The organism is Streptomyces sp. 3214.6 (assembly GCF_900129855.1).
GTDB classification, from domain to species: domain Bacteria; phylum Actinomycetota; class Actinomycetes; order Streptomycetales; family Streptomycetaceae; genus Streptomyces; species Streptomyces soliscabiei.
Genome location: NZ_LT670819.1, coordinates 6,063,150 through 6,088,290, shown reverse-complemented (window position 1 = coordinate 6,088,290; position 25,141 = coordinate 6,063,150). Strand labels below are relative to the sequence as shown.

28 protein-coding genes and 1 tRNA gene are annotated in these 25,141 nt (G+C 69.7%); 11 read left to right on the top strand and 18 right to left on the bottom strand.

Annotated elements, in window-relative coordinates; translation table 11 throughout:
* Positions 1 to 11 precede the first annotated feature (11 nt).
* A complete protein-coding gene (locus B5557_RS27560) occupies positions 12 to 776 on the bottom strand; it encodes an ABC transporter permease (protein ID WP_099937256.1) in 765 nt (254 codons plus the stop codon).
* Between the two features lie 49 nt (positions 777 to 825).
* On the bottom strand, positions 826 to 1,626 hold the full coding sequence (locus B5557_RS27555) for an ABC transporter permease (protein ID WP_079661979.1): 801 nt from the start codon (positions 1,624 to 1,626) through the stop codon (positions 826 to 828).
* A gap of 271 nt (positions 1,627 to 1,897) precedes the next feature.
* Here B5557_RS27555 and B5557_RS27550 point away from each other — a divergent pair, with 271 nt between their 5' ends.
* The gene (locus B5557_RS27550) at positions 1,898 to 4,339 is read left to right on the top strand and encodes a transglycosylase domain-containing protein (protein WP_079661978.1); all 2,442 of its coding nucleotides are present in this window, start codon (positions 1,898 to 1,900) and stop codon (positions 4,337 to 4,339) included.
* Positions 4,340 to 4,488: 149 nt separating this feature from the next.
* On the opposite strand, the gene B5557_RS27545 is transcribed toward B5557_RS27550, so the two are convergent.
* Both B5557_RS27545 and B5557_RS27540 read right to left on the bottom strand, forming a co-directional pair.
* Positions 4,489 to 4,791 (bottom strand): GroES family chaperonin, encoded by a 303-nt coding sequence (locus B5557_RS27545; protein ID WP_405626776.1) that lies wholly within the window; start codon positions 4,789 to 4,791, stop codon positions 4,489 to 4,491.
* Positions 4,792 to 4,889: 98 nt separating this feature from the next.
* On the bottom strand, positions 4,890 to 5,219 hold the full coding sequence (locus B5557_RS27540) for a DUF3618 domain-containing protein (RefSeq protein WP_079661976.1): 330 nt from the start codon (positions 5,217 to 5,219) through the stop codon (positions 4,890 to 4,892).
* A gap of 94 nt (positions 5,220 to 5,313) precedes the next feature.
* Here B5557_RS27540 and bcp point away from each other — a divergent pair, with 94 nt between their 5' ends.
* The 3 genes from bcp (at position 5,314) to B5557_RS27525 (ending at position 6,491) form a co-directional block, all read left to right on the top strand.
* The gene (gene bcp, locus B5557_RS27535) at positions 5,314 to 5,781 is read left to right on the top strand and encodes a thioredoxin-dependent thiol peroxidase (protein WP_079661975.1); all 468 of its coding nucleotides are present in this window, start codon (positions 5,314 to 5,316) and stop codon (positions 5,779 to 5,781) included.
* 201 nt (positions 5,782 to 5,982) lie between these two features.
* Positions 5,983 to 6,351: a hypothetical protein gene (locus B5557_RS27530; RefSeq protein WP_231976049.1), complete on the top strand. Its 369-nt coding sequence runs from the start codon at positions 5,983 to 5,985 to the stop codon at positions 6,349 to 6,351.
* Between the two features lie 55 nt (positions 6,352 to 6,406).
* A tRNA-Leu gene (locus tag B5557_RS27525) sits at positions 6,407 to 6,491 on the top strand.
* Between the two features lie 54 nt (positions 6,492 to 6,545).
* On the opposite strand, the gene rdgB is transcribed toward B5557_RS27525, so the two are convergent.
* From rdgB to B5557_RS27505, 4 genes are all read right to left on the bottom strand, one after another.
* Positions 6,546 to 7,148 (bottom strand): RdgB/HAM1 family non-canonical purine NTP pyrophosphatase, encoded by a 603-nt coding sequence (rdgB, locus tag B5557_RS27520; protein ID WP_079661974.1) that lies wholly within the window; start codon positions 7,146 to 7,148, stop codon positions 6,546 to 6,548.
* 34 nt (positions 7,149 to 7,182) lie between these two features.
* Positions 7,183 to 7,599: a hypothetical protein gene (locus tag B5557_RS27515; protein WP_079661973.1), complete on the bottom strand. Its 417-nt coding sequence runs from the start codon at positions 7,597 to 7,599 to the stop codon at positions 7,183 to 7,185.
* A gap of 126 nt (positions 7,600 to 7,725) precedes the next feature.
* Complete coding sequence (rph, locus tag B5557_RS27510) at positions 7,726 to 8,463, bottom strand: ribonuclease PH (RefSeq protein ID WP_079661972.1); 738 nt, start codon at positions 8,461 to 8,463, stop codon at positions 7,726 to 7,728.
* A gap of 77 nt (positions 8,464 to 8,540) precedes the next feature.
* Complete coding sequence (locus B5557_RS27505) at positions 8,541 to 8,774, bottom strand: glucose PTS transporter subunit EIIB (RefSeq protein WP_079661971.1); 234 nt, start codon at positions 8,772 to 8,774, stop codon at positions 8,541 to 8,543.
* Between the two features lie 160 nt (positions 8,775 to 8,934).
* On the opposite strand from B5557_RS27505, the gene B5557_RS27500 reads away from it, so the two are divergent.
* Positions 8,935 to 10,236, top strand: coding sequence for a PTS transporter subunit EIIC (locus B5557_RS27500; RefSeq protein WP_079661970.1), 1,302 nt, complete (start codon positions 8,935 to 8,937; stop codon positions 10,234 to 10,236).
* A gap of 139 nt (positions 10,237 to 10,375) precedes the next feature.
* Positions 10,376 to 11,626: a PTS transporter subunit EIIC gene (locus B5557_RS27495; RefSeq protein WP_079661969.1), complete on the top strand. Its 1,251-nt coding sequence runs from the start codon at positions 10,376 to 10,378 to the stop codon at positions 11,624 to 11,626.
* 101 nt (positions 11,627 to 11,727) lie between these two features.
* On the opposite strand, the gene B5557_RS27490 is transcribed toward B5557_RS27495, so the two are convergent.
* Positions 11,728 to 12,480, bottom strand: a complete 753-nt coding sequence (locus B5557_RS27490) for an MBL fold metallo-hydrolase (RefSeq protein ID WP_079661968.1) — start codon at positions 12,478 to 12,480, stop codon at positions 11,728 to 11,730.
* A gap of 269 nt (positions 12,481 to 12,749) precedes the next feature.
* Between B5557_RS27490 and B5557_RS27485 the strand changes: the two genes are divergently transcribed.
* Complete coding sequence (locus B5557_RS27485) at positions 12,750 to 13,235, top strand: type II toxin-antitoxin system PemK/MazF family toxin (RefSeq protein WP_079661967.1); 486 nt, start codon at positions 12,750 to 12,752, stop codon at positions 13,233 to 13,235.
* A 12-nt stretch (positions 13,236 to 13,247) separates the two neighbouring features.
* Here B5557_RS27485 and B5557_RS27480 read toward each other — a convergent pair whose 3' ends face one another.
* The 8 genes from B5557_RS27480 to B5557_RS27450 all read right to left on the bottom strand — a co-directional run bounded on the left by B5557_RS27480 (position 13,248) and on the right by B5557_RS27450 (position 21,132).
* Positions 13,248 to 13,730, bottom strand: coding sequence for a hypothetical protein (locus B5557_RS27480; protein ID WP_079661966.1), 483 nt, complete (start codon positions 13,728 to 13,730; stop codon positions 13,248 to 13,250).
* 117 nt (positions 13,731 to 13,847) lie between these two features.
* Complete coding sequence (locus B5557_RS27475; protein WP_079661965.1) at positions 13,848 to 15,914, bottom strand: putative Ig domain-containing protein; 2,067 nt, start codon at positions 15,912 to 15,914, stop codon at positions 13,848 to 13,850.
* Positions 15,915 to 16,184: 270 nt separating this feature from the next.
* Positions 16,185 to 17,135, bottom strand: a complete 951-nt coding sequence (locus tag B5557_RS27470) for a PLP-dependent cysteine synthase family protein (RefSeq protein ID WP_079661964.1) — start codon at positions 17,133 to 17,135, stop codon at positions 16,185 to 16,187.
* A 15-nt stretch (positions 17,136 to 17,150) separates the two neighbouring features.
* The gene (locus B5557_RS27465) at positions 17,151 to 17,429 is read right to left on the bottom strand and encodes a MoaD/ThiS family protein (RefSeq protein WP_079661963.1); all 279 of its coding nucleotides are present in this window, start codon (positions 17,427 to 17,429) and stop codon (positions 17,151 to 17,153) included.
* A gap of 99 nt (positions 17,430 to 17,528) precedes the next feature.
* A complete protein-coding gene (locus tag B5557_RS45980; protein WP_020132206.1) occupies positions 17,529 to 17,624 on the bottom strand; it encodes a putative leader peptide in 96 nt (31 codons plus the stop codon).
* 106 nt (positions 17,625 to 17,730) lie between these two features.
* A complete protein-coding gene (locus tag B5557_RS27460) occupies positions 17,731 to 18,822 on the bottom strand; it encodes a LacI family DNA-binding transcriptional regulator (RefSeq protein WP_079661962.1) in 1,092 nt (363 codons plus the stop codon).
* 270 nt (positions 18,823 to 19,092) lie between these two features.
* Positions 19,093 to 19,677: an isochorismatase family protein gene (locus tag B5557_RS27455; RefSeq protein ID WP_079661961.1), complete on the bottom strand. Its 585-nt coding sequence runs from the start codon at positions 19,675 to 19,677 to the stop codon at positions 19,093 to 19,095.
* A gap of 99 nt (positions 19,678 to 19,776) precedes the next feature.
* Complete coding sequence (locus B5557_RS27450) at positions 19,777 to 21,132, bottom strand: nicotinate phosphoribosyltransferase (RefSeq protein ID WP_079661960.1); 1,356 nt, start codon at positions 21,130 to 21,132, stop codon at positions 19,777 to 19,779.
* A gap of 58 nt (positions 21,133 to 21,190) precedes the next feature.
* Here B5557_RS27450 and clpS point away from each other — a divergent pair, with 58 nt between their 5' ends.
* The 4 genes from clpS to B5557_RS27430 all read left to right on the top strand — a co-directional run bounded on the left by clpS (position 21,191) and on the right by B5557_RS27430 (position 24,463).
* A complete protein-coding gene (gene clpS, locus B5557_RS27445; protein ID WP_079661959.1) occupies positions 21,191 to 21,508 on the top strand; it encodes an ATP-dependent Clp protease adapter ClpS in 318 nt (105 codons plus the stop codon).
* Positions 21,509 to 21,519: 11 nt separating this feature from the next.
* A complete protein-coding gene (locus tag B5557_RS27440) occupies positions 21,520 to 22,128 on the top strand; it encodes a DUF2017 domain-containing protein (RefSeq protein ID WP_079661958.1) in 609 nt (202 codons plus the stop codon).
* A gap of 289 nt (positions 22,129 to 22,417) precedes the next feature.
* On the top strand, positions 22,418 to 23,869 hold the full coding sequence (locus tag B5557_RS27435; protein ID WP_079661957.1) for an amino acid permease: 1,452 nt from the start codon (positions 22,418 to 22,420) through the stop codon (positions 23,867 to 23,869).
* Positions 23,870 to 24,040: 171 nt separating this feature from the next.
* Positions 24,041 to 24,463 carry a Mov34/MPN/PAD-1 family protein gene (locus tag B5557_RS27430; protein ID WP_079661956.1) on the top strand — a complete coding sequence of 141 codons (423 nt, stop codon included), beginning with the start codon at positions 24,041 to 24,043 and terminating at the stop codon, positions 24,461 to 24,463.
* A 223-nt stretch (positions 24,464 to 24,686) separates the two neighbouring features.
* On the opposite strand, the gene B5557_RS27425 is transcribed toward B5557_RS27430, so the two are convergent.
* Complete coding sequence (locus tag B5557_RS27425) at positions 24,687 to 25,040, bottom strand: hypothetical protein (RefSeq protein WP_079661955.1); 354 nt, start codon at positions 25,038 to 25,040, stop codon at positions 24,687 to 24,689.
* Positions 25,041 to 25,141 lie beyond the last annotated feature (101 nt).

Genomic DNA, 25,141 nt, shown 5'->3' with positions numbered 1-25,141 from the left:
CCTGTCACGCCCTAGCTCCCGGTGCTCCGATACGTCCGCAGACCCGCCCGCCACGCCCACCCCGCCAGCACACAGCACACCGCCGCCACCAGCGGCGGCGCGAACGCCGCCCCATCGGGCAGCCCCAGCGGATACGGCCGCCCCAACACATAGGCGGCGGGCACCCAGTTGACGAAGGCCAGCGGGAAGACGAACGTCACCCCGCGCACCAGCTCCGTACCGAACACCGTCGGCGGATACTGCAGCATCGTCTGCCCGCCGAACGTGAAGGCGTTCTGCACCTCCGCCGCGTCCTGCGTCACGAACTGGAACGCCGCGCCCGCCACGAACACCGCCGAGAAGATCACCCCGCCGGACACCACCGTCAGCGGCACCAGCAGCACCTTCAGCGGGGTCCAGGCGACATCGAGGGCGACCAGCGCATAGCCCAGCACCAGCAGCCCCTGCGTGATACGGCTGATCCGGCGCAGCGCGAAACGATCCGCGGCGACCTGGGCCAGCACCGGCGCGGGACGCACCAGCAGGGTGTCCAGCGTGCCGTCACGCACGCGCGTGCCGAGCCGCCCCGCCGAGCCCATCGCCAGATCTGCGACCCCGAAGGCCGTCGCCGACAGGCCGTACAGGAACGCCACCTCGGGCAGCCCGTAGCCGCCGAGCATGTCGACCCGGGAGAACATCAGCAAGATCGCGACAAAGTCCAGACCGGTCACCAGCAGACCGCCCAGCACCGTCATCACGAAGGACAGCCGGTAGGCGAGCGTGGAGCGGATCCACATCGCGGAGATCAGCGCATAGGCCCGCAGGCCCTCCGCCAGACGGCCCCGTTCACCCACCCTGCACCACCACCCGGCGCGCCGCGGCCGACTGCACCAGCCGCCCCGCGCCCAGCAGCACCACGGCCCACACCGCCTGGAAAGCGAACACGGGCAGCGGATCGGCCTGCCCGAACAACAGGTCGGCGGGCATCTGCAGTTGCGCCGCCCACGGCAGCGCCATCACGATGTCGCCGTACGGCTCCGGGAACGCGTTCAACGGCAGCGCCATCCCCGAACAGAAGATCCCGGTGACCATCATCACCTGGATCGCGCCCGTGCCGTCGAGCAGCCAGAACCCGCTCAGCGCCACCAGGAACCGGATCCCGAAGCTCACCAGCATCGCCAGCACGAGCGCCACGAGGAAGGCCAGCCAGGTCACCGGATCGGATGGCAGCGCCGTGGGGAAGAACACCGTCCCGAGGGCGAACGGGATCACTCCCCGCCCGACCAACTGGAACAGCGCCCGCCCCATGTCGTTCGCCAGCCACCACGCCTGCAGATCCGCCGGCCGGTACAGGTCGATCGCCACCGCACCACTGCGGATCCGCTCCATGAACTCGATCTCGAAGCCGCCGCCCTGGATCGCCAGCGTCGCGTACAGCGCCTGCCCCAGCCACACATAAGTGACCGCCTGCGCCTGGTCGTAGCCCCCGAGGTGCGGCCGCTCGTCCCACAACGCCAGGTATGTGTAGACGAGGATCAGGCCGAAAACGGTGTTCGTGAACACTCCGGCGGCCGTGGCCACCCGGTAGGTCGCGTACCTTCTGAAACCCCCCGCTGCGACGGCCGCGTACAAACGCGCCGATCCCAAGGCAACCGTCCCCCTCGCCCGCTAGTCATTCTTGGCGTCCGCTTCGACACCGAAGCGCAGGAGCCTAGTGCGCACCTCCGGTCGCATGCCACGCGTTTTCCGGGCACGACGTGTGATGCAACGCGCGCCGATTGCCGGGAACGGTTCGCTCGGTGCGAGAGTCTTCAGCAGGGGGCGCTCAACGCGTACGAGGCGTTACGAGACGTAAGAGACGTAAGAGGCGTTAAAGGCGTACGGGAACGTACGACGCGAAACAGGAGTCCTGCAACACATGAGTGACGAGCCACAGCCGCAGCAGCCGACCGAGGGCTCACCAGGAAGGCCCCAGGCGGGTGACGGAGGAAGTGGCCCGGACGGCACGGAAGCCACGGAAGGGAAGGAGGGCAAGAAGGTGAAGCGACCGAGGCGCACCGGCTTGCGCCGCCTCCTGCCGACCTGGCGGATGGTGCTCGGCACGTTCGTCCTCGGTGTCCTGCTGATCGTCGGCCTGTTCTTCCTCGGCTACTCGATGGTCAAGATCCCGCCGGCCAACGCGCTCGCCACCAAGCAGTCCAACGTCTACCTCTACGCCGACGGCACCGAGATCGCCCGCGACGGCAAGGTCAACCGCGAGAACGTCAGCCTCGCGCAGATCTCAAAGGACGCCCAGCACGCCGTCCTGGCCGCCGAGGACCGCGACTTCTACACCGAGTCCGCCATCGACCCCAAGGCGATGCTCCGGGCCGGCTGGAACACCGCCCTCGGCAAGGGCAAGCAGTCCGGCTCCACCATCACCCAGCAGTACGTGAAGAACTACTACCTCGCGCAGGAACAGACCGTCACCCGCAAGGTGAAGGAGTTCTTCATCTCCATCAAGCTGGACCGCGAGACCTCCAAGGACGACATCCTCGAGGGCTACCTCAACACCAGCTACTTCGGCCGCAACGCCTACGGCATGCAGGCCGCCGCCAAGGCCTACTACGGCGTCGACGCGAGCAACCTCAGCCCCGCCCAGGGCGCCTACCTCGCCGCGCTGGTCAACGCGCCCAGCGAGTACGACGTCATCGCCCACCCCGAGAACAAGGCCGCCGCGCAGGCCCGCTGGAACTACGTCCTCGACGGCATGGTCACCAAGGGCTGGCTCAGCCAGGCGGCGCGCGCCGGCATGAAGTTCCCCACCCCCAAGGAGACCTCCGGCGCCGACACCGGCATGTCCGGTCAGCGCGGCTACCTCGTCAACGCGATCAAGGACTACCTGCGCGAGAACAAGATCGTCACCCAGGACGAGCTCGACTCCGGCGGCTACCGCATCACCACCACCCTGCAGAAGTCCAAGCAGGACGCCTTCGTCGACGCCGTCAAGGACAAGCTGATGGCCAAGCTCGACCCGAAGGAACGCAAGGTCGACTCCTACGTCCGCGCGGGCGGCGCCGCCGTCGACCCCAAGACCGGCAAGGTCCTCGCCCTGTACGGCGGCATCGACTACGTCAAGCAGTACACCAACAACGCCACCCGCCGGGACTTCCAGGTCGGCTCCACCTTCAAGCCGTTCGTGTTCACCTCGGCCGTCGAGAACGACTCCACCACCCAGGACAACCGCCAGATCACCCCGAACACGATCTACGACGGCACCAACAAGCGTCCCATCCAGGGCTGGAGCGGCGGCACCTACGCCCCCGAGAACGAGGACTACTTCAACTACGGCAGCATCAACGTGCGCACCGCCACCGACAAGTCGGTCAACTCGGTGTACGCGCAGATGGCCGTCGACGTCGGCCCCGCCAAGGTCAAGCAGACCGCGATCGACCTCGGCCTGCCGACCACCACCCCCGACCTCCAGCCCTACCCCTCCATCGCCCTCGGCACGGCCAACGCCAGCGTCCTGGACATGGCGGAGGCGTACGCCACCCTCGCCAACCACGGCAAGCACGGCGTGTACACGCTGATCGACAAGGTCACCAAGGACGGCTCCGACGTCATGGAGCTGCCCAGGCCCAAGGCCTCCCAGGTCGTCAGCCGCGAGGCCGCCGACACCACGACCGCCATGCTGCAGAGCGTCGTCGAGAACGGCACCGCCACCGAGGCCCAGGCCGCCGGCCGCCCCACCGCCGGCAAGACCGGCACCGCCGAGGACGACCAGGCCGCCTGGTTCGCCGGCTACACCCCCGACCTCGCCACCGTCGTCGCCGTCATGGGCCAGGACCCGCAGACCGCCCACCACAAGTCCCTCAAGGGCGCCATGGGCCTGCCCCGCATCAACGGCGGCGGCGCACCCACCCAGATCTGGGCCCAGTTCACCAAGAACGCCCTGAAGGGCACCCCCGTCTCGGACTTCAACCTCAAGATCCAGGAGGGCAGCGAGGAGTCCGCCTACCCGTCCACCCCGCCCTCCTCCGAGGACGACACCTCCGGCGACACGAACGACGACGGCACGACCGGCGACACCACCAAGGGCCAGACGCAGGGCCAGGGCGAGACCCCCGGCCGGACGAACGGCCCCACGACGGCCGGCAGCACGACCGGGAACACCGGCGGCCCGGCGACCACGGGCGGCACGCCCCCCGCCGACGGCGGCACCACGAGCGGGACCGCGGACGGCGGCACGGGCGACGGCGGCGCGGCAAACGGGGGGACGGGCGACGGCGGCGCGACCACCGACGGCGCGACCGGAGACCCCGGCACCTCATCGGGCACGACAGCCGGCCCCCAGCTGACGGCCACGGGCTGGGACTGACCTCGGCGCCCGTCCGGCAGAACGACGGCAGGGGGGCCGGTGACCATGGTCACCGGCCCCCCTGCCGTCGTTCAGAGGTTTCCCGGAGGTTCTGAAGGCTCCTGAAGGCTCCTGAAGGTTCTGAGGGTTTCTGAAGGTTCTGAGGGTTTCTACAGGTACAGGCCGGTGGTGTCCTCGGACCCCTCGAACCGGTCAGCCGCCACCGCGTGCAGATCCCGCTCCCGCATCAGCACATACGCGACGCCCCGCACCTCGACCTCCGCGCGGTCCTCCGGGTCGTACAGCACCCGGTCCCCCGGCTCCACGGTCCGTACGTTCTGCCCCACCGCGACGACCTCCGCCCAGGCCAGCCGGCGACCGACGGCCGCGGTGGCGGGAATCAGAATGCCGCCACCCGAACGCCGCTCGCCCTCGCCGGTCTCCTGCCGCACGAGCACACGGTCGTGCAGCATCCGGATGGGCAGCTTGTCGTGCTGGGAACTGTGGTCGTTTCTGTTGGCGCTCACACCACTGAACCTACCTGCCCGAAGGGTCGCACAGGGACCCGGTCTCAGCCCCTGCGGCGCCGCCCGCTGAGCGCGAGCAGTCCCACGACCCCGACGACCACGAGCGCCACGGGCACGACCCGCTCCAGCCGAGGCGCGCCCTCGCCGTCCACGAACTGCGCTTTCACCTCGGTCACGACCCGGTTGACCTGCACATAGGCCTTTCCGAGAGTGTGATCGACGTTGGCGACGACCTTCGCCTTGGCGTCCCCGACGATGGTCTTCGGATGCACCCGCACCCCGATCTCGTCCAGCGTCTCCGCCAGCACCTCGCGGCGGGCCCTGATGTCCGCCTCGATCTGCGCCGGGGTTCTGGTGTCCGACGTCTCCGCCACGGTAAGGCCTCCGAAGTCAGCTGTGTCTTGTTCCGCACAGTCTGTCAGCTCCGCCCGTCACCGCACTGTCAGGACCCCCGGTTACGCTGGACCGATGAGCGAGCGACTCCAGCCCGGGGACGTGGCCCCCGCCTTCACCCTCCCGGACGCCGACGGCAACGAGGTGTCCCTGTCGGACCACAAGGGCCGCAAGGTCATCGTCTACTTCTACCCGGCCGCCCTGACCCCCGGCTGCACGAAGCAGGCCTGCGACTTCACCGACAACCTCGAACTCCTGACCGGCGCCGGGTACGACGTCATCGGCATCTCCCCGGACAGCCCCGAGAAGCTGGGCAAGTTCCGCGACAAGGAGTCCCTGAAGGTCACCCTCCTGGCCGACCCCGAGAAGACCGTCACCGAGGCCTATGCCGCGTACGGCGAGAAGAAGAACTACGGCAAGACGTACATGGGCGTCATCCGCTCCACGATCGTGGTCGACGAGGAGGGCAAGGTGGAGCGGGCGCTGTACAACGTCCGAGCGACCGGCCACGTAGCGAAGATCATCAAGGACCTGGGTATCTGAGCCCCTGATCCTCTGCCGGTAGGCGGCCCGCCTCGGGACACCCCGAACGCGGGCCGCTTCACGTTCCGGGCGTGACTGTGAGAGAGGCTCGCCCCGGAGATTGCCGAGGCGCGCAACTGGGCCGACCTGATGCGACGGCTCGGCCTCAAGCCGAGTGGCGGCCACCGGCGGGTATAGCAGGAGCACGTCACACGGCACGGATTGGACACGAACCACTTCGTCAAGCGCAGCCCGTGGCGTAAATATCCTGACGCCGCTATCGCGGAAGCCGCCGCCTCATCGGCCTCTCTACGGGAAGTCGCCCTGAAACTGGGTGCCGCCCCCGCAACAGGGACGCTTTCCCATATCCGACGCCGCATCGATGTAGCCGGCATCGACATCAGCCACTTCCCCGGCATCGACCGCCCCGACTTGGACCTGCCCTTCACTCCGGAGGAACTCTGCGCGGACCACGTCAACGGCGACTGGCGGGACAATCGCGAAGAGAACCTTCGCTACTTGTGCCCCAATTGCCATGCGCTGACGGAGACGTGGTGTCGCCGAAAGCGCAGAGTCCCACTCGCCGGGTGACGCGGCAGGCCCGTACACTGAGTGCCGCCGGTCGAGCACAATGACCGTTTTTTGAGCGGCCGTGGCGAAACAGGCAGCACGCGCGGGCCTTAGAAGCCCGTGGGAGAAATCCCGTGAGGGTTCGAATCCCTCCGGCCGCACGTCAAACGGCCTGCGAATCGAAGGTGAGATTTGCAGGCCGTTTCCGTGCCCGCTCAGCCCAACAGCTCCCGAACCACCGGTACCAGCCCCCTGAACGCCTTGCCGCGGTGGCTGATCGCGTTCTTCTCGGTCGGGGTCAGTTCCGCGCACGTGCGCGTCTCGCCGTCCGGCTGGAGGATCGGGTCGTAGCCGAAGCCGTTCGTGCCGGTCGGGGTGTGGCGGAGTACGCCCCGCAGGCGGCCCTCGACCACCCGCTCCGTCCCGTCCGGCAGAGCCAACGCCGCTGCGCAGGCGAAGTGGGCCCCCCTGTGCTCGTCCGCGATGTCCGAGAGCTGGGCGAGCAACAACTCCAGGTTGGCCTTGTCGTCGCCGTGGGTGCCGGACCAGCGGGCGGAGAAGATGCCGGGGGCGCCGCCCAGGACGTCGACGCAGAGGCCCGAGTCGTCGGCGACCGCCGGGAGGCCCGTGGCCTGGGCCAGGGCGTGGGCTTTCAGGAGGGCGTTCTCGGCGAACGTCACTCCGGTTTCCTTGACGTCGGGGATCTCGGGGTAGGCGTCCGCGCCGACGAGGTCGTGGGGCAGGCCTGCGTCGGCGAGGATCGACCTGAGTTCGGCGATCTTTCCGGCGTTGCGGGTGGCGAGGATCAGGCGGGTCATGGCCCCCAGTATCCCGAGTTCCGCCGGCCAGGCCCTACGGGGTGCAGACCTTCGTCAGTTCGCCCGCCGCGTCGGTGACCGGGCTGAGGTCGGGGGTGTTGTCGCCGTTCTTGACGGACGTGCGGACGTTGGAGACGGCCTTCTGGAGGTCGTCGACGGCCTTGTTGACGTCGGCGTTGTCCGTTTTGTCGCCTATCTTGTCGAGGTTGTTCTCGATGGAGGTCAGCGACTCGTCGGTCTGCGTGGGGTCGTTCGCGGCGTTCTCCACGGCCTGCTGGAGGTCGGTGACGCTGTCGGCGATGGAGTCGGCGGTCTGGACGCAGTCCAGGGCCTTGTTGACCGCGTCGCAGCCGGTCGCCGTCAGTCCCACGGTGAGGGCGACGGCGGCCGCGGCGGTGGCGATGACGGTACGGCGACGCCGATGCGGGCGTGGGCTCGCGGCCGTGGACATCACTGTGTTCCTCCCCATGGTCAGGCCCAGGAGGCCCCCGTTGACGTACGTACTGCCCAAGACGCCCGGGCGGGCGGGCCGGTTGCTCGCGCCCGCCGCCCCGCTGGCGTGCCCTTGGTGTTCCCTTTACTTTTCCAGGACCGTATCAAGTGCCGTGCGCTGCAGGACAGTGAGTTCCGCGCAGCCGGAAACGGCCAGGTCCAGGAGGGAGTTGAGCTCCTCGCGGGCGAACGGCTCGGCCTCGGCGGTGCCTTGGACCTCGACGAAGCGGCCGTCGCCGGTGCAGACGACGTTCATGTCGGTCTCGGCGCGGACGTCTTCCTCGTAGCGGAGGTCCAGCAGGGGCACTCCTCCCACGATGCCGACCGAGACCGCGGACACGGTGCCGGTGAGCGGCTGCCGTCCGGCCTTGATCAGCTTCTTGCCCTGGGCCCAGGTGATCGCGTCGGCGAGCGCCACGTACGCGCCGGTGATGGCGGCCGTGCGGGTGCCGCCGTCGGCCTGGAGGACGTCGCAGTCGAGGACGATGGTGTTCTCGCCGAGCGCCTTGTAGTCGATCACCGCGCGCAGGGAGCGGCCGATGAGGCGGGAGATCTCATGGGTGCGGCCGCCGATCTTGCCGCGGACGGACTCGCGGTCGCCGCGGGTGTTGGTGGCACGGGGGAGCATGGAGTACTCCGCGGTGACCCAGCCCTCGCCGCTGCCCTTGCGCCAGCGGGGGACGCCTTCGGTGACTGAGGCGGTGCAGAAGACCTTCGTGTCGCCGAAGGAGACGAGGACGGAGCCCTCGGCGTGCTTGCTCCAGCCGCGTTCGATCGTCACGGGGCGGAGCTGTTCAGGGGTGCGGCCGTCGATTCGAGACATGGCGCTGAGCCTAGCCGCAGCAGCGGAAGGGGCTCCTCCCCCTTCGGGAAGAGCCCCTGCCGGGTGAGCGCGAGGGCTCACATCATGTCTTCGATCTCCGCGGCGATGGGGTCGGCGTCGGTGCCGATGACGACCTGGATGGCGGTGCCCATCTTGACGACGCCGTGTGCGCCGGCGGCCTTCAGGGCGGCTTCGTCGACCTTGGTCGGGTCGACGACCTCGGTGCGCAGGCGGGTGATGCAGCCCTCGATCTCTTCGATGTTGTCGAGGCCGCCGAGTCCGGCGACGATCTTCTCAGCCTTGGTGGCCATGTTCCGTCTCCCTGAATTCCCTGATGCGAACCGCTTTGTCGCAGTAATCCACAGTTGGCCCAACTTTGCGAGCGATCGTTTCGTGCGTGACCGAGGATGACGTCACGCAGCCCAATCGTCCGTAGCTGGTCTACACCACCTGACAGGCGGTCGCCAAACGATGAGTTCCGAGAGCGCCGAGTCCGAGGCCCGCCCCGCGCGCCGGCGCTGGCACGGGGTGTACCAGGGACTGCAGAAGATGGGGCGCAGTCTGCAGCTGCCGATCGCGGTGCTGCCGGCCGCGGGCATCCTCAACCGGCTGGGCCAGCCCGATGTGTTCGGGGACGACGGGTTGGGCTGGACGAACGTCTCGAAGGTGATGGCCGGCGCGGGCGGTGCGCTGCTCAACTCCGAGTTGGGGCTGCCGATGCTGTTCTGCGTGGGTGTGGCCATCGGGATGGCGAAGAAGGCGGACGGTTCGACGGCGCTGGCGGCGGTGGCGGGGTTCCTCGTCTACTACAACGTGCTGCGTCAGTTCCCGAAGGACTGCCCGGCGGGGGCGAAGGCCGTGCCGGGGGTCGGCTGTCTGGCGTCGGTCGACCAGACCGTGACGGCGTTCACGTTCCAGAATCCCGGGGTGTTCGGCGGGATCGTGATGGGGCTGCTGTCGGCGTTCTTCTGGCAGCGCTATCACCGGACGAAGCTGGTGGACTGGCTGGGGTTCTTCAACGGGCGGCGGCTCGTGCCGATCGTCATGGCGTTCGTGGCGATCGCGTTCGCCGCGTTGTGTCTGTGGATCTGGCCGCCGATCGGCGACGGTCTGGAGAACTTCAGCGACTGGCTGGACGGGCTGGACGCGTGGGGTGCGGGCATCTTCGGCGTCGCGAATCGTGCACTGCTCGTCATCGGCCTGCACCAGTTCCTGAACGTGCCCATCTGGTTCCAGTTCGGCAGTTACACGAAGCCGGACGGGACGGTCGTGCACGGTGACATCAACATGTTTCTGGCGGGCGACCCGGACGCGGGACAGTTCACCTCCGGTTTCTTCCCGATCATGATGTTCGCGCTGCCCGCGGCGGCGCTCGCGATCACGCACTGCGCGCGGCCGGAGCGTCGTAAGGAGATCGGCGGTCTGATGCTGTCGGTGGCGCTGACGTCGTTCGTCACGGGCATCACCGAGCCGATCGAGTACTCGTTCCTGTTCGTCGCGCCCGCGTTGTACGCGGTGCACGCGGTGCTGACGGGGGTGTCGATGGCGGTGACGTGGGGGCTCGGCGTGCACGACGGCTTCAGCTTCTCGGCCGGGCTCATCGACTACGTCATCAACTGGAACCTGGCGACGAAGCCGTGGGCGATCGTCCCGATCGGGCTGTGTTTCGCCGCCGTCTACTACGTGATCTTCCGTTTCGCGATCACCAAGTTCGACCTGAAAACGCCGGGACGGGAGCCGGAGGAGGAGCGGGAGGATGTCACCAAGGCATAGCCCGGCGTAGGACTCTTCGACGTAGCCCACGGTAGTCCCAGGATCACGGGAACCGTGGGTTCCTTATGCCGCCTTCATCGTGCTACAACATGGTCTACACCACTGAGTGGTGTAGACCACCACCCGATGGAGGAAGTCTATGAGCACCGCCACCGCGCCCACGGCGGCCCCCACGAAGAAGTGGGGATCCGGTCTTTTCCAGGGCCTCCAGAAGGTCGGCCGCAGCCTGCAGCTGCCCATCGCCGTACTGCCGGCGGCGGGCATCCTGCTGCGACTGGGGCAGACGGACGTCCACGACAAGCTGCACCTGCCCGACAAGCTCACGGCGGTGTTCGCCACGGCCGGTGGTGCGATCTTCGACAACCTGCCGATGCTGTTCTGCATAGGCGTCGCGATCGGCTTCGCCAAGAAGTCGGACGGCTCGACCGCGCTGGCCGCCCTGGTGGGCTTCCTGGTCTACAGCAACGTCCTCAAGGCGTTCCCGGTCACCGAGGCCAAGGTCCAGGCGGGCGCGGACGTGGCCGCGACCTACAACAACCCCGGAGTGCTCGGCGGCATCCTGATGGGTCTGCTGTCCGCGGTGCTGTGGCAGCGGTACCACCGCAAGAAGCTGGTGGACTGGCTCGGCTTCTTCAACGGCCGCCGCCTGGTGCCGATCATCATGGCGTTCGTCGGTACGGCCATGGGCGTCTTCTTCGGTCTGGTCTGGGAGCCGATCGGTGAGGGCATCTCGAACTTCGGCGAGTGGATCACGGGTCTCGGCGCCCTCGGTGCGGGTCTGTTCGGTCTGATCAACCGCGCGCTGATCCCGGTCGGCATGCACCAGTTCGTGAACTCCGTCTCCTGGTTCCAGATCGGTGACTTCAAGGACTCCGCCGGTACCGTCGTGCACGGCGACCTCACCCGCTTCTTCGCCGGTGACCCGACCGCTGGACAGTTCATGTCGGGCTTCTTCCCGATCATGATGTTCGGTCTGCCCGCCGCCGCGCTCGCCATGGCGCACACCGCCCGTCCCGAGCGCCGCAAGGCCGTGCTGGGCATGATGATCTCGCTCGCCCTGACCTCCTTCGTCACCGGTGTCACCGAGCCCATCGAGTTCTCGTTCATGTTCATCGCGCCGCTGCTGTACGCGATCCACGCGGTGCTGACGGCGCTGTCCATGGCGATCACCTGGGCCCTCGGCGTCCACGCGGGCTTCACGTTCTCCGCGGGCTTCATCGACTACGCGCTGAACTGGAACCTGGCCACCAAGCCCTGGCTGATCATCCCGATCGGTCTGGTCTTCGGCGCCATCTACTACTTCGTCTTCCGCTTCGCCATCACCAAGTGGAACCTCCCCACCCCGGGCCGCGAGCCCGAGGAGGAGGTCGAGGACCTCACCAAGGCGTGAGAGCCGGTTCATAGCCGATGCGCACACGAAGGCCCCCGGAGCAGCGAGCTCCGGGGGCCTTCGTCGTGCCGTACGCCTGAACCTCGTACGGCTGGGGACCGTCAGATCTGGTACGTCACCCGCGGCGCCGCCAGCTCCACCGGGCCGTCGAACACCTCGCGGGCGTCGGCCAGGTTGATCTGGGGGTCGGTCCACGGCGGGATGTGGGTCAGCACCAGCTTGCGCGCACCCGCCCGGCTCGCCGCCTCGCCCGCCTCACGGCCGTTGAGGTGCAGGTCGGGGATGTTCTCCTTGCCGTGGGTGAAGGCGGCCTCGCACAGGAACAGGTCGGTGTCGCGGGCGAGTTCCTCCAGCGCCGGGCTGACGCCGGTGTCGCCGGAGTAGGTCAGCGACCGGCCGCCGTGCTCGACGCGGATGCCGTACGCCTCCACCGGGTGCGCCACGCGTTCGGTGTGCACGGTGAACGGGCCGATGTCGAAGGTGGACGGCTTGACCGTGTGGAAGTCGAAGACCTCGCTCATGGAGGAGGCCGACGGGGTGTCGGCGTAGGCCGTGGTCAGGCGGTGCTCCGTGCCTTCCGGGCCGTAGACCGGGATCGGGGCGCAGCGCCCGCCGTCGTGCCGGTAGTAGCGTGCGACGAAGTACGCGCACATGTCGATGCAGTGGTCGGCGTGCAGATGACTCAGGAAGATCGCGTCGAGGTCGTAGAGACCGCAGTGGCGCTGCAGCTCGCCCAGGGCGCCGTTGCCCATGTCGAGCAGCAGCCGGAAGCCGTCGGCCTCGACGAGGTAGCTCGAGCAGGCCGATTCCGCGGACGGGAACGACCCCGAGCAGCCGACGACGGTGAGCTTCATGAAACAGAAACCTCCGCTGGCGGGAAACCCAGAGGTACCGATGAGTACCGGGAAGGATCCGGGGGACGGGTCGGGAACGAATGATCGTCAAATGGGGCGACAGGGGTCGTGCGGTCCGTCGAGCGTAAGGCGCAAAACCCCGGGTCGCTCCTCCGCCAGGGGCCGTTGTGGGCGAACTCACCTGTGGTGTCACCGGTTCGGCTGGACCGGCGGCGCGTGAGGCGGGCGAAGGGCGCGCGGTGGTGGGCGCGCGCCGGTAACGTCGTCGTATGGACACGTCCTGGTGGCTCGCGCTCGCGGCGGTGGTACTGCTCGCGGTCGTCGCCACGCTCGTGGACGGCTGGGGGCGGGGGCATCGGCAGCAGCGGCGCAGGACCCGTCCGCCGGGCCGGCCCACCGGGCGGGCGACGGGCCGGGCGACGCGCGGACGCGGCGTCGCCGCGGGGCATCCTCAGCCCGCGGAGATCTGGTGGGCGGACGTGCCGTTCGAGGACGGGCCGGGGGCCAAGGACCGGCCGTGTCTGGTGCTGATGGTGCGCGGGGACCGGGTGACCGTCGCGAAGATCACCAGCAAGTACCACGACGAGCGGGCCGGGGTGATCCCGCTGCCGCCGGGCGCCGTGGGGGACGCGCAGGGGCGGCCGAGTTTCCTGGAGACCGACGAGCTGCGTCAGATCCCGGTGCGGGACTTCCGGCGCCGGGTGGGAGTGGTGGACCCGGTCCTGTGGGACCAGGTCCGCCACCTGGCCGGCTAGGGACTGTCCGGCTCATCGCGGCTTCACGGTCACGGTGACGCTCCATTCCTTGACGCCTTTGCAGGACACCTGACCCTGGCCGGTGGGTTCGGCGCACAACGGGCGGGTGGCGGTGAGGCGGGCGGTGCCGGCGGCCACCGCGTCGTAGGCGGCGATGGCGTCGCCCGGCGGGGCGCCGATGCCCGCGTTGGTCGCCTTGAGGACGTCGCCGGCAGCGGGGACGGCGGTCCACGGCCGGGCCTCGGTGCCGTCCAGGTCGAGGCGCAGTCGCCCGCCCACCCGCAGACAGACCGTACGGCCGTCGTCGGCGGCGGAGAGCTGGGCGGGCGTCGGCTTCGACGCCGTGCAGTCCTGGTCGGCGGCCGTCGGGGGCGTCGTGGTCGGGGCCGTGGAGACCGCGCCGTCGTGGTTCTCGGCGCCGCAGCCCGCGAGGAGGAACGCCGTCGCCGTGAGGGCCGCGACGGCGGTCGTGCGGTGGAACGTCGTACGGCGCATGGGGTCGCCGCCTTCCTGCTGTGTGGGAGGGGGAGGGTGCCCGGACTTCGGTGTGACGTTTCTCCCGAGCATCCGGCTCCCTCTCGTCCCCTCCCACACGCACAGGCGCAGGCAGGATCAGCCGGTCGTCACCGCAGTGTCGTCGATGACGAAGCTGGTCTGGAGCGAGGAGTCCTCCGCGCCGGTGAACTTGAGCGTGACCGTGGAGCCCGCGTACGAGGACAGGTCCAGGGACTTCTGGCTGTAACCGGTGGCCGCGTTGAGGTTGGAGTAGGTCGCCAGGGTCGTCGAGCCCGCGGTGACCGTCAGCTTGTCGTAGGCGGTGCTGGTGGAGGTCTCCGCGCTGTCGATGTGCAGGTAGAAGGTGAACGTCGCCTTGCAGCCGCTCGGGACGGTCACCGACTGGGACAGCGTGTCGGTGTGGCTGGAGCCGTAGCCGTCGAGCCATGCCTTGTAGGAGCCGGCGTGCGCCGCCTCACTGCTGGAGTTGGTGATGACGCCCGAGCTGCCGGTCCATGTGGTGTTGCCGGACTCGAAGCCCGGGTTGCCCAGGAGCTGCGCCGAGGTGCACGTGCCGCCGCCGGAGGTGCTCACCGTCCAGGTGAAGGACGCCGAGCCGGACGCGCCGGTGCTGTCGGAGGCGGAGACGGTGACGGAGTACGTGCCCGCCGTGCTCGCCGTACCGGAGATCAGTCCGGTCGAGCTGCTGATCGACAGGCCGGTCGGCAGGCCGGACGCACTGTAGGTGAGGGTCGCGCCCGCGCTGTCACTGGCGCTGATCTGCAGACTGACCGAGCTGCCGGCGGCCGTGGAGCGGCTGCCGGGGTTGGTGACGGTCACCGTGTTGCCGGCGCCGGAGGCGAAGGCGGCGGTGCCGTTGGGGGTGCCCCAGCCGGTGGGGCCGTCGTAGCCGGCGCCGGCGGTGCAGAAGTACGAGGTCGAGCAGGAGCCGTTGTTGCCGCTGGTGACGTCGTACAGGCTGCTCGTGTGGGAGTAGGGGTACTTCGTCGGGTAGTCGCTGGAACCCGGGGTTCCGGCGAGGGCGTACACGCCCGCGATGATGGGCGCGGAGGCGCTGGTGCCGCCGTAGACCGCCCAGCCGGAGCCGCCGTAGGTGTCGTAGACCGCCACGCCGGTGGCCGGGTCGGCGACGGCGGAGACGTCGGCCTCCATGCGCTTGGAGCAGCCGGTGTCGGTCTGCCAGCTCGGCTTGGCGTCGTACGCGGAGCAGCCGGAGCCGGTGCCCTCGGTGCTGGACGTCTTCCACACGGACTCGGTCCAGCCGCGGGACCCGGAGGAGGTGGAGAGCGCGGTGCCGCCGACGGCCGTCACGTACTGGGAGGTCGCCGGGTACTCGGCGCCGTAGGCGGAGTCGCCGGAGGAGACGGTGATGGCGACGCCCGGGTGCTTGAAGTACTGGGTGTCCTCGCTGGTCTGGGAGGAGGACTCGGCGCCGCCCCAGCTGTTGGAGACGACCTTCGCGCCCAGCGCGACGGCCTCGTTCTCGGCGATGCCCAGGTCGGAGTCGTTCGCCGAACTGGCCTCCACGAGGATGATGTTGCAGTTCGGGCAGACGGCGCTGACCATGTCGATGTCCAGCGCCTCCTCACCCGCCCAGCCGGTGTCGTTGGAGGGCAGCGAGGTGGTGGAGCCGGTCTGGCCGACCTGCTTGAAGCAGCCGTTGGCCGTGGTGCAGGCCGAGAGGCCGTACGTCGAGCGGTAGGTGGCGAGGTCGGACGCGGCGTTGGGGTCGTTGTAGGCGTCGACGACGGCGACGGTCAGGCCCGAACCGCCGGTCGAGGGCAGGTTGTAGGCGCTGTGCAGGTTGGCGGGGCTGAGGCCGGAGGGCGCGGCGGCGGCGAGCGCGGAGGCGAGCTTCTGCTTGATGTCGGTGCGGCGCTGGGCGAAGCAGGACGCGTGGCCGGGCGCGGCGGTGGCGCACAGGCGGGTGGTGGGGACTTTCTGGCCGGCCTTGCCGGTGGGGTGGACGGTCTGCCGCTCGGGGGCGGTGAGGGCCTGCGTGTTCTGGGTGACGCGGGAGGGGTGTGCGGCGGCCGGGGCGGGTTGGGCGCCTGCGGACGGTGCGGCCATGAGCCCTGCGACGGTGAGGGTGAGGGCGGGCACGGCGACGGTCAGGAGTCTTCGCAGGCTCCGTCTCCGCTTGCTCGGGTGTGACTCACGCATGGGGTGCTGCCTCCATCGGTGGGGTCGAGCTGATGGGCAGGCCCGTGACGCGCGTAGCGGCGGCAGCCGCGCAGTCATGAGCATGACATTTCGAACAGGGTCGACACCCCGCGCGTCGAGTGAGCGTGACATGACAGGGTGCGCGCCGAACGTAGCCCCGCGGGTGCGGCGACCGGCAGTGCCGAAGGAAGTTCTTTGCCGCCCTATGGACAGCGTTTAGCCCCCTCGTAGGAGGGGGCTGACGCGCGGTTGATGAGCTCTATGCCCGCCCTACGCCCAGAGCTGGCCCTGGAGGGTCTCGATCGCTTCCTCGGTGGTGGCCGCCGTGTAGACGCCCGTCGAGAGGTACTTCCAGCCGCCGTCCGCCACGACGAACGCGATGTCGGCGCTCTCCCCCGCCTTCAGCGCCTTCTTGCCGACGCCGATCGCGGCGTGCAGGGCCGCGCCGGTGGAGACGCCCGCGAAGATGCCCTCCTGCTGGAGGAGTTCCCGGGTGCGGGTCACGGCGTCCGCCGAGCCGACCGAGAAGCGGGTGGTGAGGACGGAGGCGTCGTAGAGCTCGGGTACGAAGCCCTCGTCGAGGTTGCGCAGGCCGTAGACCAGGTCGTCGTAGCGCGGCTCGGCGGCGACGATCTTCACGTCCGGCTTGTGCTCGCGGAGGTAGCGGCCGACGCCCATGAGGGTGCCGGTCGTGCCCAGGCCGGCCACGAAGTGCGTGATCGAGGGGAGGTCGGCGAGGATCTCCGGGCCGGTCGTCGCGTAGTGGGCGCCGGCGTTGTCGGGGTTGCCGTACTGGTAGAGCATCACCCAGTCGGGGTGCTCGGCGGCGAGTTCCTTGGCGACGCGGACGGCGGTGTTGGAGCCGCCCGCGGCCGGGGAGGAGATGATCTCGGCGCCCCACATGCCGAGCAGGTCCCGGCGTTCCTGCGAGGTGTTCTCGGGCATCACGCAGACCATCCGGTAGCCCTTGAGCTTGGCCGCCATGGCCAGCGAGATACCGGTGTTGCCCGAGGTCGGCTCCAGGATGGTGCAGCCGGGGGTGAGGCGGCCGTCCTTCTCCGCCTGTTCGACCATGTGCAGGGCGGGGCGGTCCTTCACCGAGCCGGTGGGGTTGCGGTCCTCCAGCTTGGCCCAGATGCGGACGTCGGCGGACGGCGACAGCCGCGGCAGGCGCACCAGAGGGGTGTTGCCCACCGCGGCCAGCGGGGAGTCGTAGCGCATGGCCGGTCTGCCGGCCTAGGCCATGCCGCCGGCCACGGCCGGCAGGATCGTCACGGTGTCGCCGTCGGTCAGCTTGGTGTCGATGCCGTCGACGAAGCGGACGTCCTCGTCGTTGAGGTACACGTTCACGAAGCGGCGCAGCTTGCCGTCGTCCACGATGCGGGCGTGGATGCCCGCATGCCGGGTCTCGAGGTCGGTGAACAGGTCGGCGAGGGTGTCACCGCTGCCCTCCACCGCCTTCTGACCGTCGGTGTACTGGCGGAGAATGGTCGGGATGCGGACCTCGATGGCCATGGCTCAGGGCTCCTGTCGGGAGGAAGGTGCGGTGCGGGCAGCGCGGAAAACGTGCGTGTGAGAGCCGCGGCTCACGGCCGTGCGGCGGCAGGGCCTGCGTCAACAGATGGCGCTGGCGAGCCTGCACAGGTCGACGTGCAGCCGCGCCACGAGCAGTGCGCCCGGCGTCTTCTCGCTCACGTCGTTCAAAACCATGGGCTCATCGTATCGATTCCCGGTCCGCGCCCAGGAGTGTGATCCCACATGATGGACGTAATCGGGCCGGGGAGTGAGACCGGGGCTCCGATGCCCAGGTGACGGCTCAAGCGGAGGCCCGTCGGACCAGTTGGGTGGGGACGACCACGGAGGACACCTCGGACGCCACGTGCACGGCTCCCTCCGCCGCCGCGCCCGCCACCCCGCCCGCCGCTCCGCCCGCCGCTCTGTCCCGCATCAGCAGCTGTGCCATCAGCCGGCCCATCTCCTTCACGTCCTGGTGGACGGTGGTCAGCGGCGGGTCGGTCGTCTCGGCGATGGAGGCGAGGTCGTCGAAGCCGACGACGGCCACGTCGTCCGGGACCCTGCGGCCGCGCTCGCGCAGGGTCTGCAGGGCGCCGGAGGCCATGAAGTCGGAGGCGACGAACACGGCGTCCAGGTCGGGGCGGCGGTCCAGCAGCGCGGCCATGGCCGCGGCGCCGCCCTGCCGGGTGTAGTCGGCCTTCTCGACGAGGTCGGCCGGGGCGGCCGGCAGGACGTCCCGGTAGCCGGCGAGGCGGTCGGCGGCGGAAGTCTCCTGGTCGTAGGGGCCGGCGACGGTGGCGATGTGCTGCCGTCCGAGCGAGACCAGATGCTGGACGGCCTGCCGGGCGCCGCCGCGGTTGTCGCCGTCGACGTAGGCGTGGCCGTGCACGGTGTCGCCGTCGCGCAGGAGGGGGCGGCCGCCGAAGACGGCGGGCAGGCCGAGACGGTCGATCATCTCCGGCAGGCGGTCGCCGGGGAGCAGGGAGAACAGCAGCGCGCCGTCGACATGGCCGCCGCCCAGGTAGTCGGCCACGCGCGCGTAGTCGTCGGGTTCGTCGAGGAACAGCAGGACGGCCTGGGCGCCGTGCCGGGCGAGTTCGCGGCGGATGCCGCGCAGCAGGCAGTCGAAGAACGGGTCGATGAAGAGCCGGTCGGCAGGCTGGGCGGCGACGACCGCGACCGCGCCGGTGCGGTGGGTGACGAGCTGGCGGGCGCCCTGGTTGGGGACGTAGCCGAGTTCGGAGACGACCCGGCGAACCCGGTCGACGACCTCCGCGCTCACCCGGGCCTCCCCGTTGACCACCCGGGACACGGTCGACTTCGACACTCCCGACTGCCGGGCGACGTCCTCGAGCGTGGGGCGCCGTACATGCGAGCGTTGCGTCAACACCATCTCCGTGGGGGCGAGTTGTGCGGGCACACCTTGCGGAAACGGTAACGCGGGCGGGCGGTCGGGGCAGGTCAGTAATCGAGGGAGGGATACCAGTCGCCCCGGCCGCCCGGGGTCAGGTCGAGCAGGTGCCAGACGGGGGCCAGGAGGTCGGTTCCCCGGCCAGTCGGGTCTGCTGCCGCACCATCGCGTCCTCCAGGGTGACTGCTGACGGCCCCCCTCGATCCCCTCGATCCCCCGGTCCCCTCGATACTCGTCGAGTCCATGGCGGGGCTAGACGACCGGCTTCCCGGAGAGGTCGACGCCGGCCTCGCGGAGTTCCTCCAGGGCGCGGTCGGTGGTCTCCTTGGCCACGCCCGCGGTGAGGTCCAGCAGGACCTGGGTGCGGAAGCCCTCGCGGGCCGCGTCCAGGGCGGTGGCGCGTACGCAGTGGTCGGTGGCGATGCCGACGACGTCCACCTCGTCGACCTGGCGGGCGCGCAGCCAGTCGCCCAGCTTGACGCCGTTCTCGTCGGCGCCCTCGAAGCCGCTGTAGGCGGCCGCGTAGGCGCCCTTGCTGAAGACGGCGTCGATGGCGCCGGAGGCGACGGCCGGGGCGAAGTTGGGGTGGAAGCCGACGCCCTCGGTGCCGGCGACGCAGTGCGCGGGCCAGGAGTGGACGTAGTCGGGGTTGTCCGCGAAGTGGCCGCCGGGGGCGATGTGGTGGTCGCGGGTGGCCACGACGTGCCGGTATCCGGCGGGGGCCTGCCCGATCAGCTCGGTGATCGCGGCGGCCACGTCGGCGCCGCCGGCCACCGCGAGACTGCCCCCTTCGCAGAAGTCGTTCTGCACATCTACGACGATCAAGGCGCGGCGCATGGGCGGTGTCCTTCGACTGAGGTTGAAGTAATTGAGCCTAGAGACTTTGGCGGTCGGGCGGGAGGGGGCATCGCCCGGTGTGTGCGCCGGGCGCGCGTCCTAGTTACCCGAGTTACCCGGGTGGTCCTGTACATACTCCGTGGGAATGACGGGTTCGCCGCGGGACAGCTGGGTCGCGGAGAGCGGGAGGCGGTCGAGGGCCGCCGTGTGGCGGTCGCGGACGACGTCCAGGGGCTCGCGGGCGACGACCTGGCCGCCCTTGACCAGCTCGACGAGCAGTTGGTGGTCGGCCAGTTCGGCGGAGACGTCGCCGGTGCCGACGACCTCGGCCTCGGCGACGCCGTACGCGTCGGGCCGGCGCGCCGCCCACTTGCGGCCGCCGATGGAGGTCTTGCCGCCGGAGGACTTCTTCGCGACCGGCAGCAGCGGGGACCCGGGGTCGGCGGACTCGGCGCGGGCGACCAGCTTGTAGACCATGGAGCAGGTGGGGTGCCCGGAGCCGGTGACGAGCTGGGTGCCGACGCCGTAGGCGTCCACGGGGGCCGCGGCGAGGGAGGCGATGGCGTACTCGTCGAGGTCGGAGGTGACGATGATGCGGGTGTCGCGCGCGCCGAGCTCGTCGAGCTGCTGGCGGACCCGGTGGGCGACGAGGAGCAGGTCGCCGGAGTCGATGCGGACCGCGCCGAGCTCGGGTCCCGCCACCTCCACGGCCATGCGGACGGCCTCGGCGACGTCGTAGGTGTCCACGAGGAGGGTGGTGCCCCGGCCGAGGGAGTTCACCTGGGCCTGGAAGGCGTCCCGCTCGTGGTCGTGGAGCAGGGTGAAGGCGTGGGCGCTGGTGCCGACGGTGGGGATGCCGTAGCGGAAGCCGGCGGCGAGGTCGGAGGTGGTGGTGAAGCCGCCGACGTAGGCGGCGCGGGACGCGGCGACCGCGGCCAGTTCGTGGGTGCGGCGGGCGCCCATCTCGATCAGCGGGCGCCCGCCCGCGGCGGAGGACATGCGGGAGGCGGCGGCCGCGATCGCGGAGTCGTGGTTGAGGATGGAGAGGATCACGGTCTCCAGGAGCACGCACTCGGCGAAGGAGCCCTCGACCCGCATGATCGGCGAGCCCGGGAAGTACACCTCGCCCTCGGGGTAGCCCCAGATGTCACCCGAGAAGCGGTATCCGGCGAGCCAGTCCAGGGTCTCCGCGTCGACGATGCCGCGTTCGCGCAGGAAACCCAGGACGTCGGCGTCGAAGCGGAAGTTCTCGACGGCGTCCAGGACCCGCCCGGTGCCGGCGACGACGCCGTAGCGCCGACCGTCCGGCAGTCGCCGGGTGAAGACCTCGAACACGCTGCGCCGTTCGGCCGTGCCCGCCTTCAGGGCGGCCTGCAGCATCGTCAGCTCGTACTGGTCCGTGAAGAGCGCTGTCGAGGGAACCTCTACCGGCAGCCCAAGGTCCGCTGTGTTCATGGCAGCAGATGCTACACCCCTTTTCGTCGGTGTGACGATTTCCCGGATGCGTGGCAGCATGGGCGTTGTGACGTCACCCGCTCCCCTTGAGATCGAACGCACCGAATCGGCGGAGGAGGTCTTCGCCGTACCCGAGCCGGACGTCCCCTGGGTCACGATCGTCCACAACGACCCGGTCAACCTCATGAGCTATGTGACGTACGTCTTCCAGTCGTACTTCGGCTACTCCAAGGACAAGGCCACCAAGCTCATGCTCGACGTCCACCACAAGGGCCGGGCGGTCGTCTCCAGCGGCTCCCGCGAGGAGATGGAACGCGACGTGCAGGCCATGCACGGCTACGGCCTGTGGGCCACCCTCCAGCAGGACCGGAAGTAGCCTCCCCTCATATGCCTGGACACTTCGAACCGCTCCCCGGCGGCGGCGCGGCCGTCGCACTCGACGACGTCGAGATCTCCATCATCCGGTCGCTGGCCGTGCAGCTCCTGGAGCTGATCGGCCCCGGCCCCGCCGAGGACACCCCCGACGACCCGCTCGCCGAGCTCTTCGCCGAGGGGCCGAGCGAGCCCCCCGCCGACCCGGTGCTGCGCCGGCTCTTCCCCGACGCCTACACCGACCCGGAGGGCACCCCGGGGCCGCGGCAGGCGGACGAGCAGAAGGCGCACTCCGCCGAGTTCCGCCGCTACACCGAGAACGACCTCAGGGCCGGCAAGCGTGAGAACGCCCTCGCGGTGGTGCGCTCGCTGGACGCGCTGGCCGCCGAGGCGGCCGGTGAGGGCGGGGCGGTGCTGAAGCTGACCCCGCGGGAGTCCCAGCAGTGGCTGCGCGCGCTGAACGACCTGCGGCTCGCGATCGGCTCCCGGCTGGAGATCACCGACGAGGACGACACCGACCTGCTCTACCGGCTGCCGGACGAGGATCCGCGCAAGCCGATGGTGATGGCGTACCTGTGGCTGGGCGGGCTCCAGGAGACGCTCGTGACGACCCTTACGCCGTAGGACTTGCCCTGGTTCGTCCATAGTCGCGTTCGCTCAGCGGACGCTCAAATCCGGATAACGATCACGTTACCTCCCCGGCCGGTTATGCCGTCCGGGGATGCGTTTTGTCCGCTTCTCCCTGTGGTGTGCGCCACACGTCCCGCCGGTGATCAGTGTTGCGGGCGTGATAAATCTTCACGATCGCCCGGCGGACGCCACCCATGTCCCGCCGGGTGCGCCGTATGGCCGGCGGACCGCCGGCCGGGCAGCTCCAGTACACGGGGGGATTCGGAGAAAGGCGCACAAACACATGACCTCCGCTCAGGTCGACAAGGACGTCAAGGACGTCAAGGACGCCACGGAGAAAACCTCTGAAGAGGGGTACGAGCGCGGACTCGGCAGCCGCCAGGTCCAGATGATCGCGATCGGCGGCGCCATCGGCGTCGGTCTCTTCCTGGGCGCCGGCGCGAACATCGCCAAGGCCGGTCCCAGCCTCATCCTGATGTACGCGCTCGCGGGCGCGATCGTCTTCTTCATCATGCGGGCGCTCGGCGAGCTGCTGCTGTACCGCCCGGTCTCGGGTTCGTTCGCGGAGTACTCCCGCGAGTTCCTCGGCCCGTTCTTCGGCTACTTCACCGGCTGGACGTACTGGCTGATGTGGGTCGTCACCGGCATGGCCGAGCTGACGGCCGCCGCGATCTACGTCAACTACTGGTTCCCGGCCGTCCACCAGTGGGTGACGGCGCTGGTGTTCCTGGTGATCCTCTTCGGGGTCAACCTGATCTCGGTGAAGGTCTTCGGGGAGCTGGAGTTCTGGTTCTCGATGGTCAAGGTCACGGCCCTGATCGGCATGATCGTGATCGGCCTCGGCGTGCTGACCTTCGGCTTCAGCAACGCCGGTGACACCGCCGCCGTCTCCAACCTGTGGGAGTTCGACGGCTTCTTCCCCAAGGGTGTCGGCTCCTCCCTGATGACCCTGCAGGGCGTCATGTTCGCCTACCTCGCGGTCGAGCTGGTCGGTGTGACGGCGGGCGAGTCGGAGAACCCGGAGAAGACGCTCCCCAAGGCCATCAACACACTGCCGTGGCGCATCGCGCTGTTCTACGTCGGCGCGCTCACCGTCATCCTCTGCGTGGTGAAGTGGACCGAGTTCGCGGAGGGCGTCAGCCCCTTCGTGAAGGCGTTCGCGATGATCGGCATCCCGGCGGGCGCGGGCATCGTCAACTTCGTCGTGCTCACCGCGGCGCTGTCCTCCTGCAACTCCGGCATGTACTCCACGGGCCGCATGCTGCGGAACCTGGCCGAGAGCGGCGAGGCCCCGGCGGTCTTCAAGAAGCTGTCGTCGACCAAGACGCCCGCCTTCGGCATCACGGTCTCCGTCCTCTTCATGGGCATCGGCGTCGTCCTGAACTACGTCGTCCCGGAGAAGGCCTTCGGCTACGTCACCTCCGTCGCCACCGCGGCCGGCATCTGGACCTGGCTGATGATCCTGATCAGCCACGTCCTGTACCGCCGCGCGGTCGTCGCGGGCCGGCTGCCCGCGTCCAGCTTCCCCGCGCCCGGCGGCTCGGCGTTCAGCTGGGTGGCCATCGTGTTCCTGCTCTTCGTCACCGGCCTGATCGCCTACGACGCCGACTCCCGCGTCTGTCTGTACGTGATGGCGGGCTGGGCCGCGGCGCTGGCCTCCGGCTGGGCCGTACTGAAGTGGCGCAACCCGGAGATCGCGAATCGCCGCGAGCCGGAGCAGGAGAAGGTCGGCTGAGCGCCGCAGGAAGAAGGCCGTCGGCCGCCTGCCAGCCCGTCATGGCCGGTCGCGCCCGCGCGGCGGAGCCGCACATGTCAGGGCCCCGCGCCCCTTAGGGGGTGTCCGCGATGTGGGCCGTTCCGTACCACTCCTCGGTACGGAACGGCCCCTTTGCTTATCCTGACGGGCATGCTGACCATCACCCAGACCCTCGTCGACCAGATCGTCGCGCACGCGCGCAAGGACCACCCCGACGAGGCGTGCGGCGTCGTCGCGGGCCCGGCCGGCTCGGACCGCCCCGAGCGATTCATCCCGATGCTGAACGCGGCCATGTCCCCCACGTTCTACGAGTTCGACTCGGGCGACCTGCTCAAGCTGTACCGCGAGATGGACGACCGCGACGAGGAGCCGGTGATCGTCTACCACTCCCACACCGCGACCGAGGCCTACCCCTCCCGCACGGACATCTCCTACGCCAACGAGCCCGGCGCCCACTACGTCCTGGTCTCCACGGCCGACACCGACTCGCTCGGCGACTTCCAGTTCCGTTCGTTCCGCATCGTGGAGGGCGTGGTCACGGAGGAGGACGTGCAGGTGGTGGAGGCGTACTGAGTCGGCGTCGCCGCGCGCGATGGCGTCGGCGATCTCCCTGTGCTCGGCCAGGGAAGGCCGCATACGGTCCGGTACGCGCAGTTGCAGCCGTCGGCGTCACCCGCCAGGGCGTGTCTCTCGCATTCCTCCAGGGCGTGTTCGAGCTCGGGTGACAGCCGGCCCCCGGGCCGGCTCCCTGACCCGGCCGGCCGCGGGCGGCCAGGGCCTGTCCGCCGGACAGGCCCTACGCCGCCGCCCTGCGCAGCAGTGACCGGATCGGGCGCCACAGTTCCGGGACCGCCATGACGCCGACCGGGACGCCGTTGTCGGGGGCCGTGCGCCAGACGAGGCCGTCGGGGTGGTGGAGGACCGCCGTGATCTCGTCCGGGGTGGGCGGGGCCGCGTTGCCGCGGAGGTAGACCGCTCTCAGGCCCAGGTTGCGGAGCCTGGTCAGGGCTCTGGCGCGGTTGCGGGCGTGGACGAGGACGCGGACGTCCGTGGACGGGCCCGGGAGGCCCTCCCGGGCGGCGGGGCGGGGCAGGTTCAGCGCCACCACCACCATGCCGTCGGGCAGCTTGCAGAAGCCTCCTGCGGCCATGCGGTCACACCCCCGTGCGAGTCGGTATCGAGGTCGGCGTCAGCGCCGGCGTCCGTGTCGGTGTCAATAAGCGAAGCACAGGAGGCACCTAAACACGATCG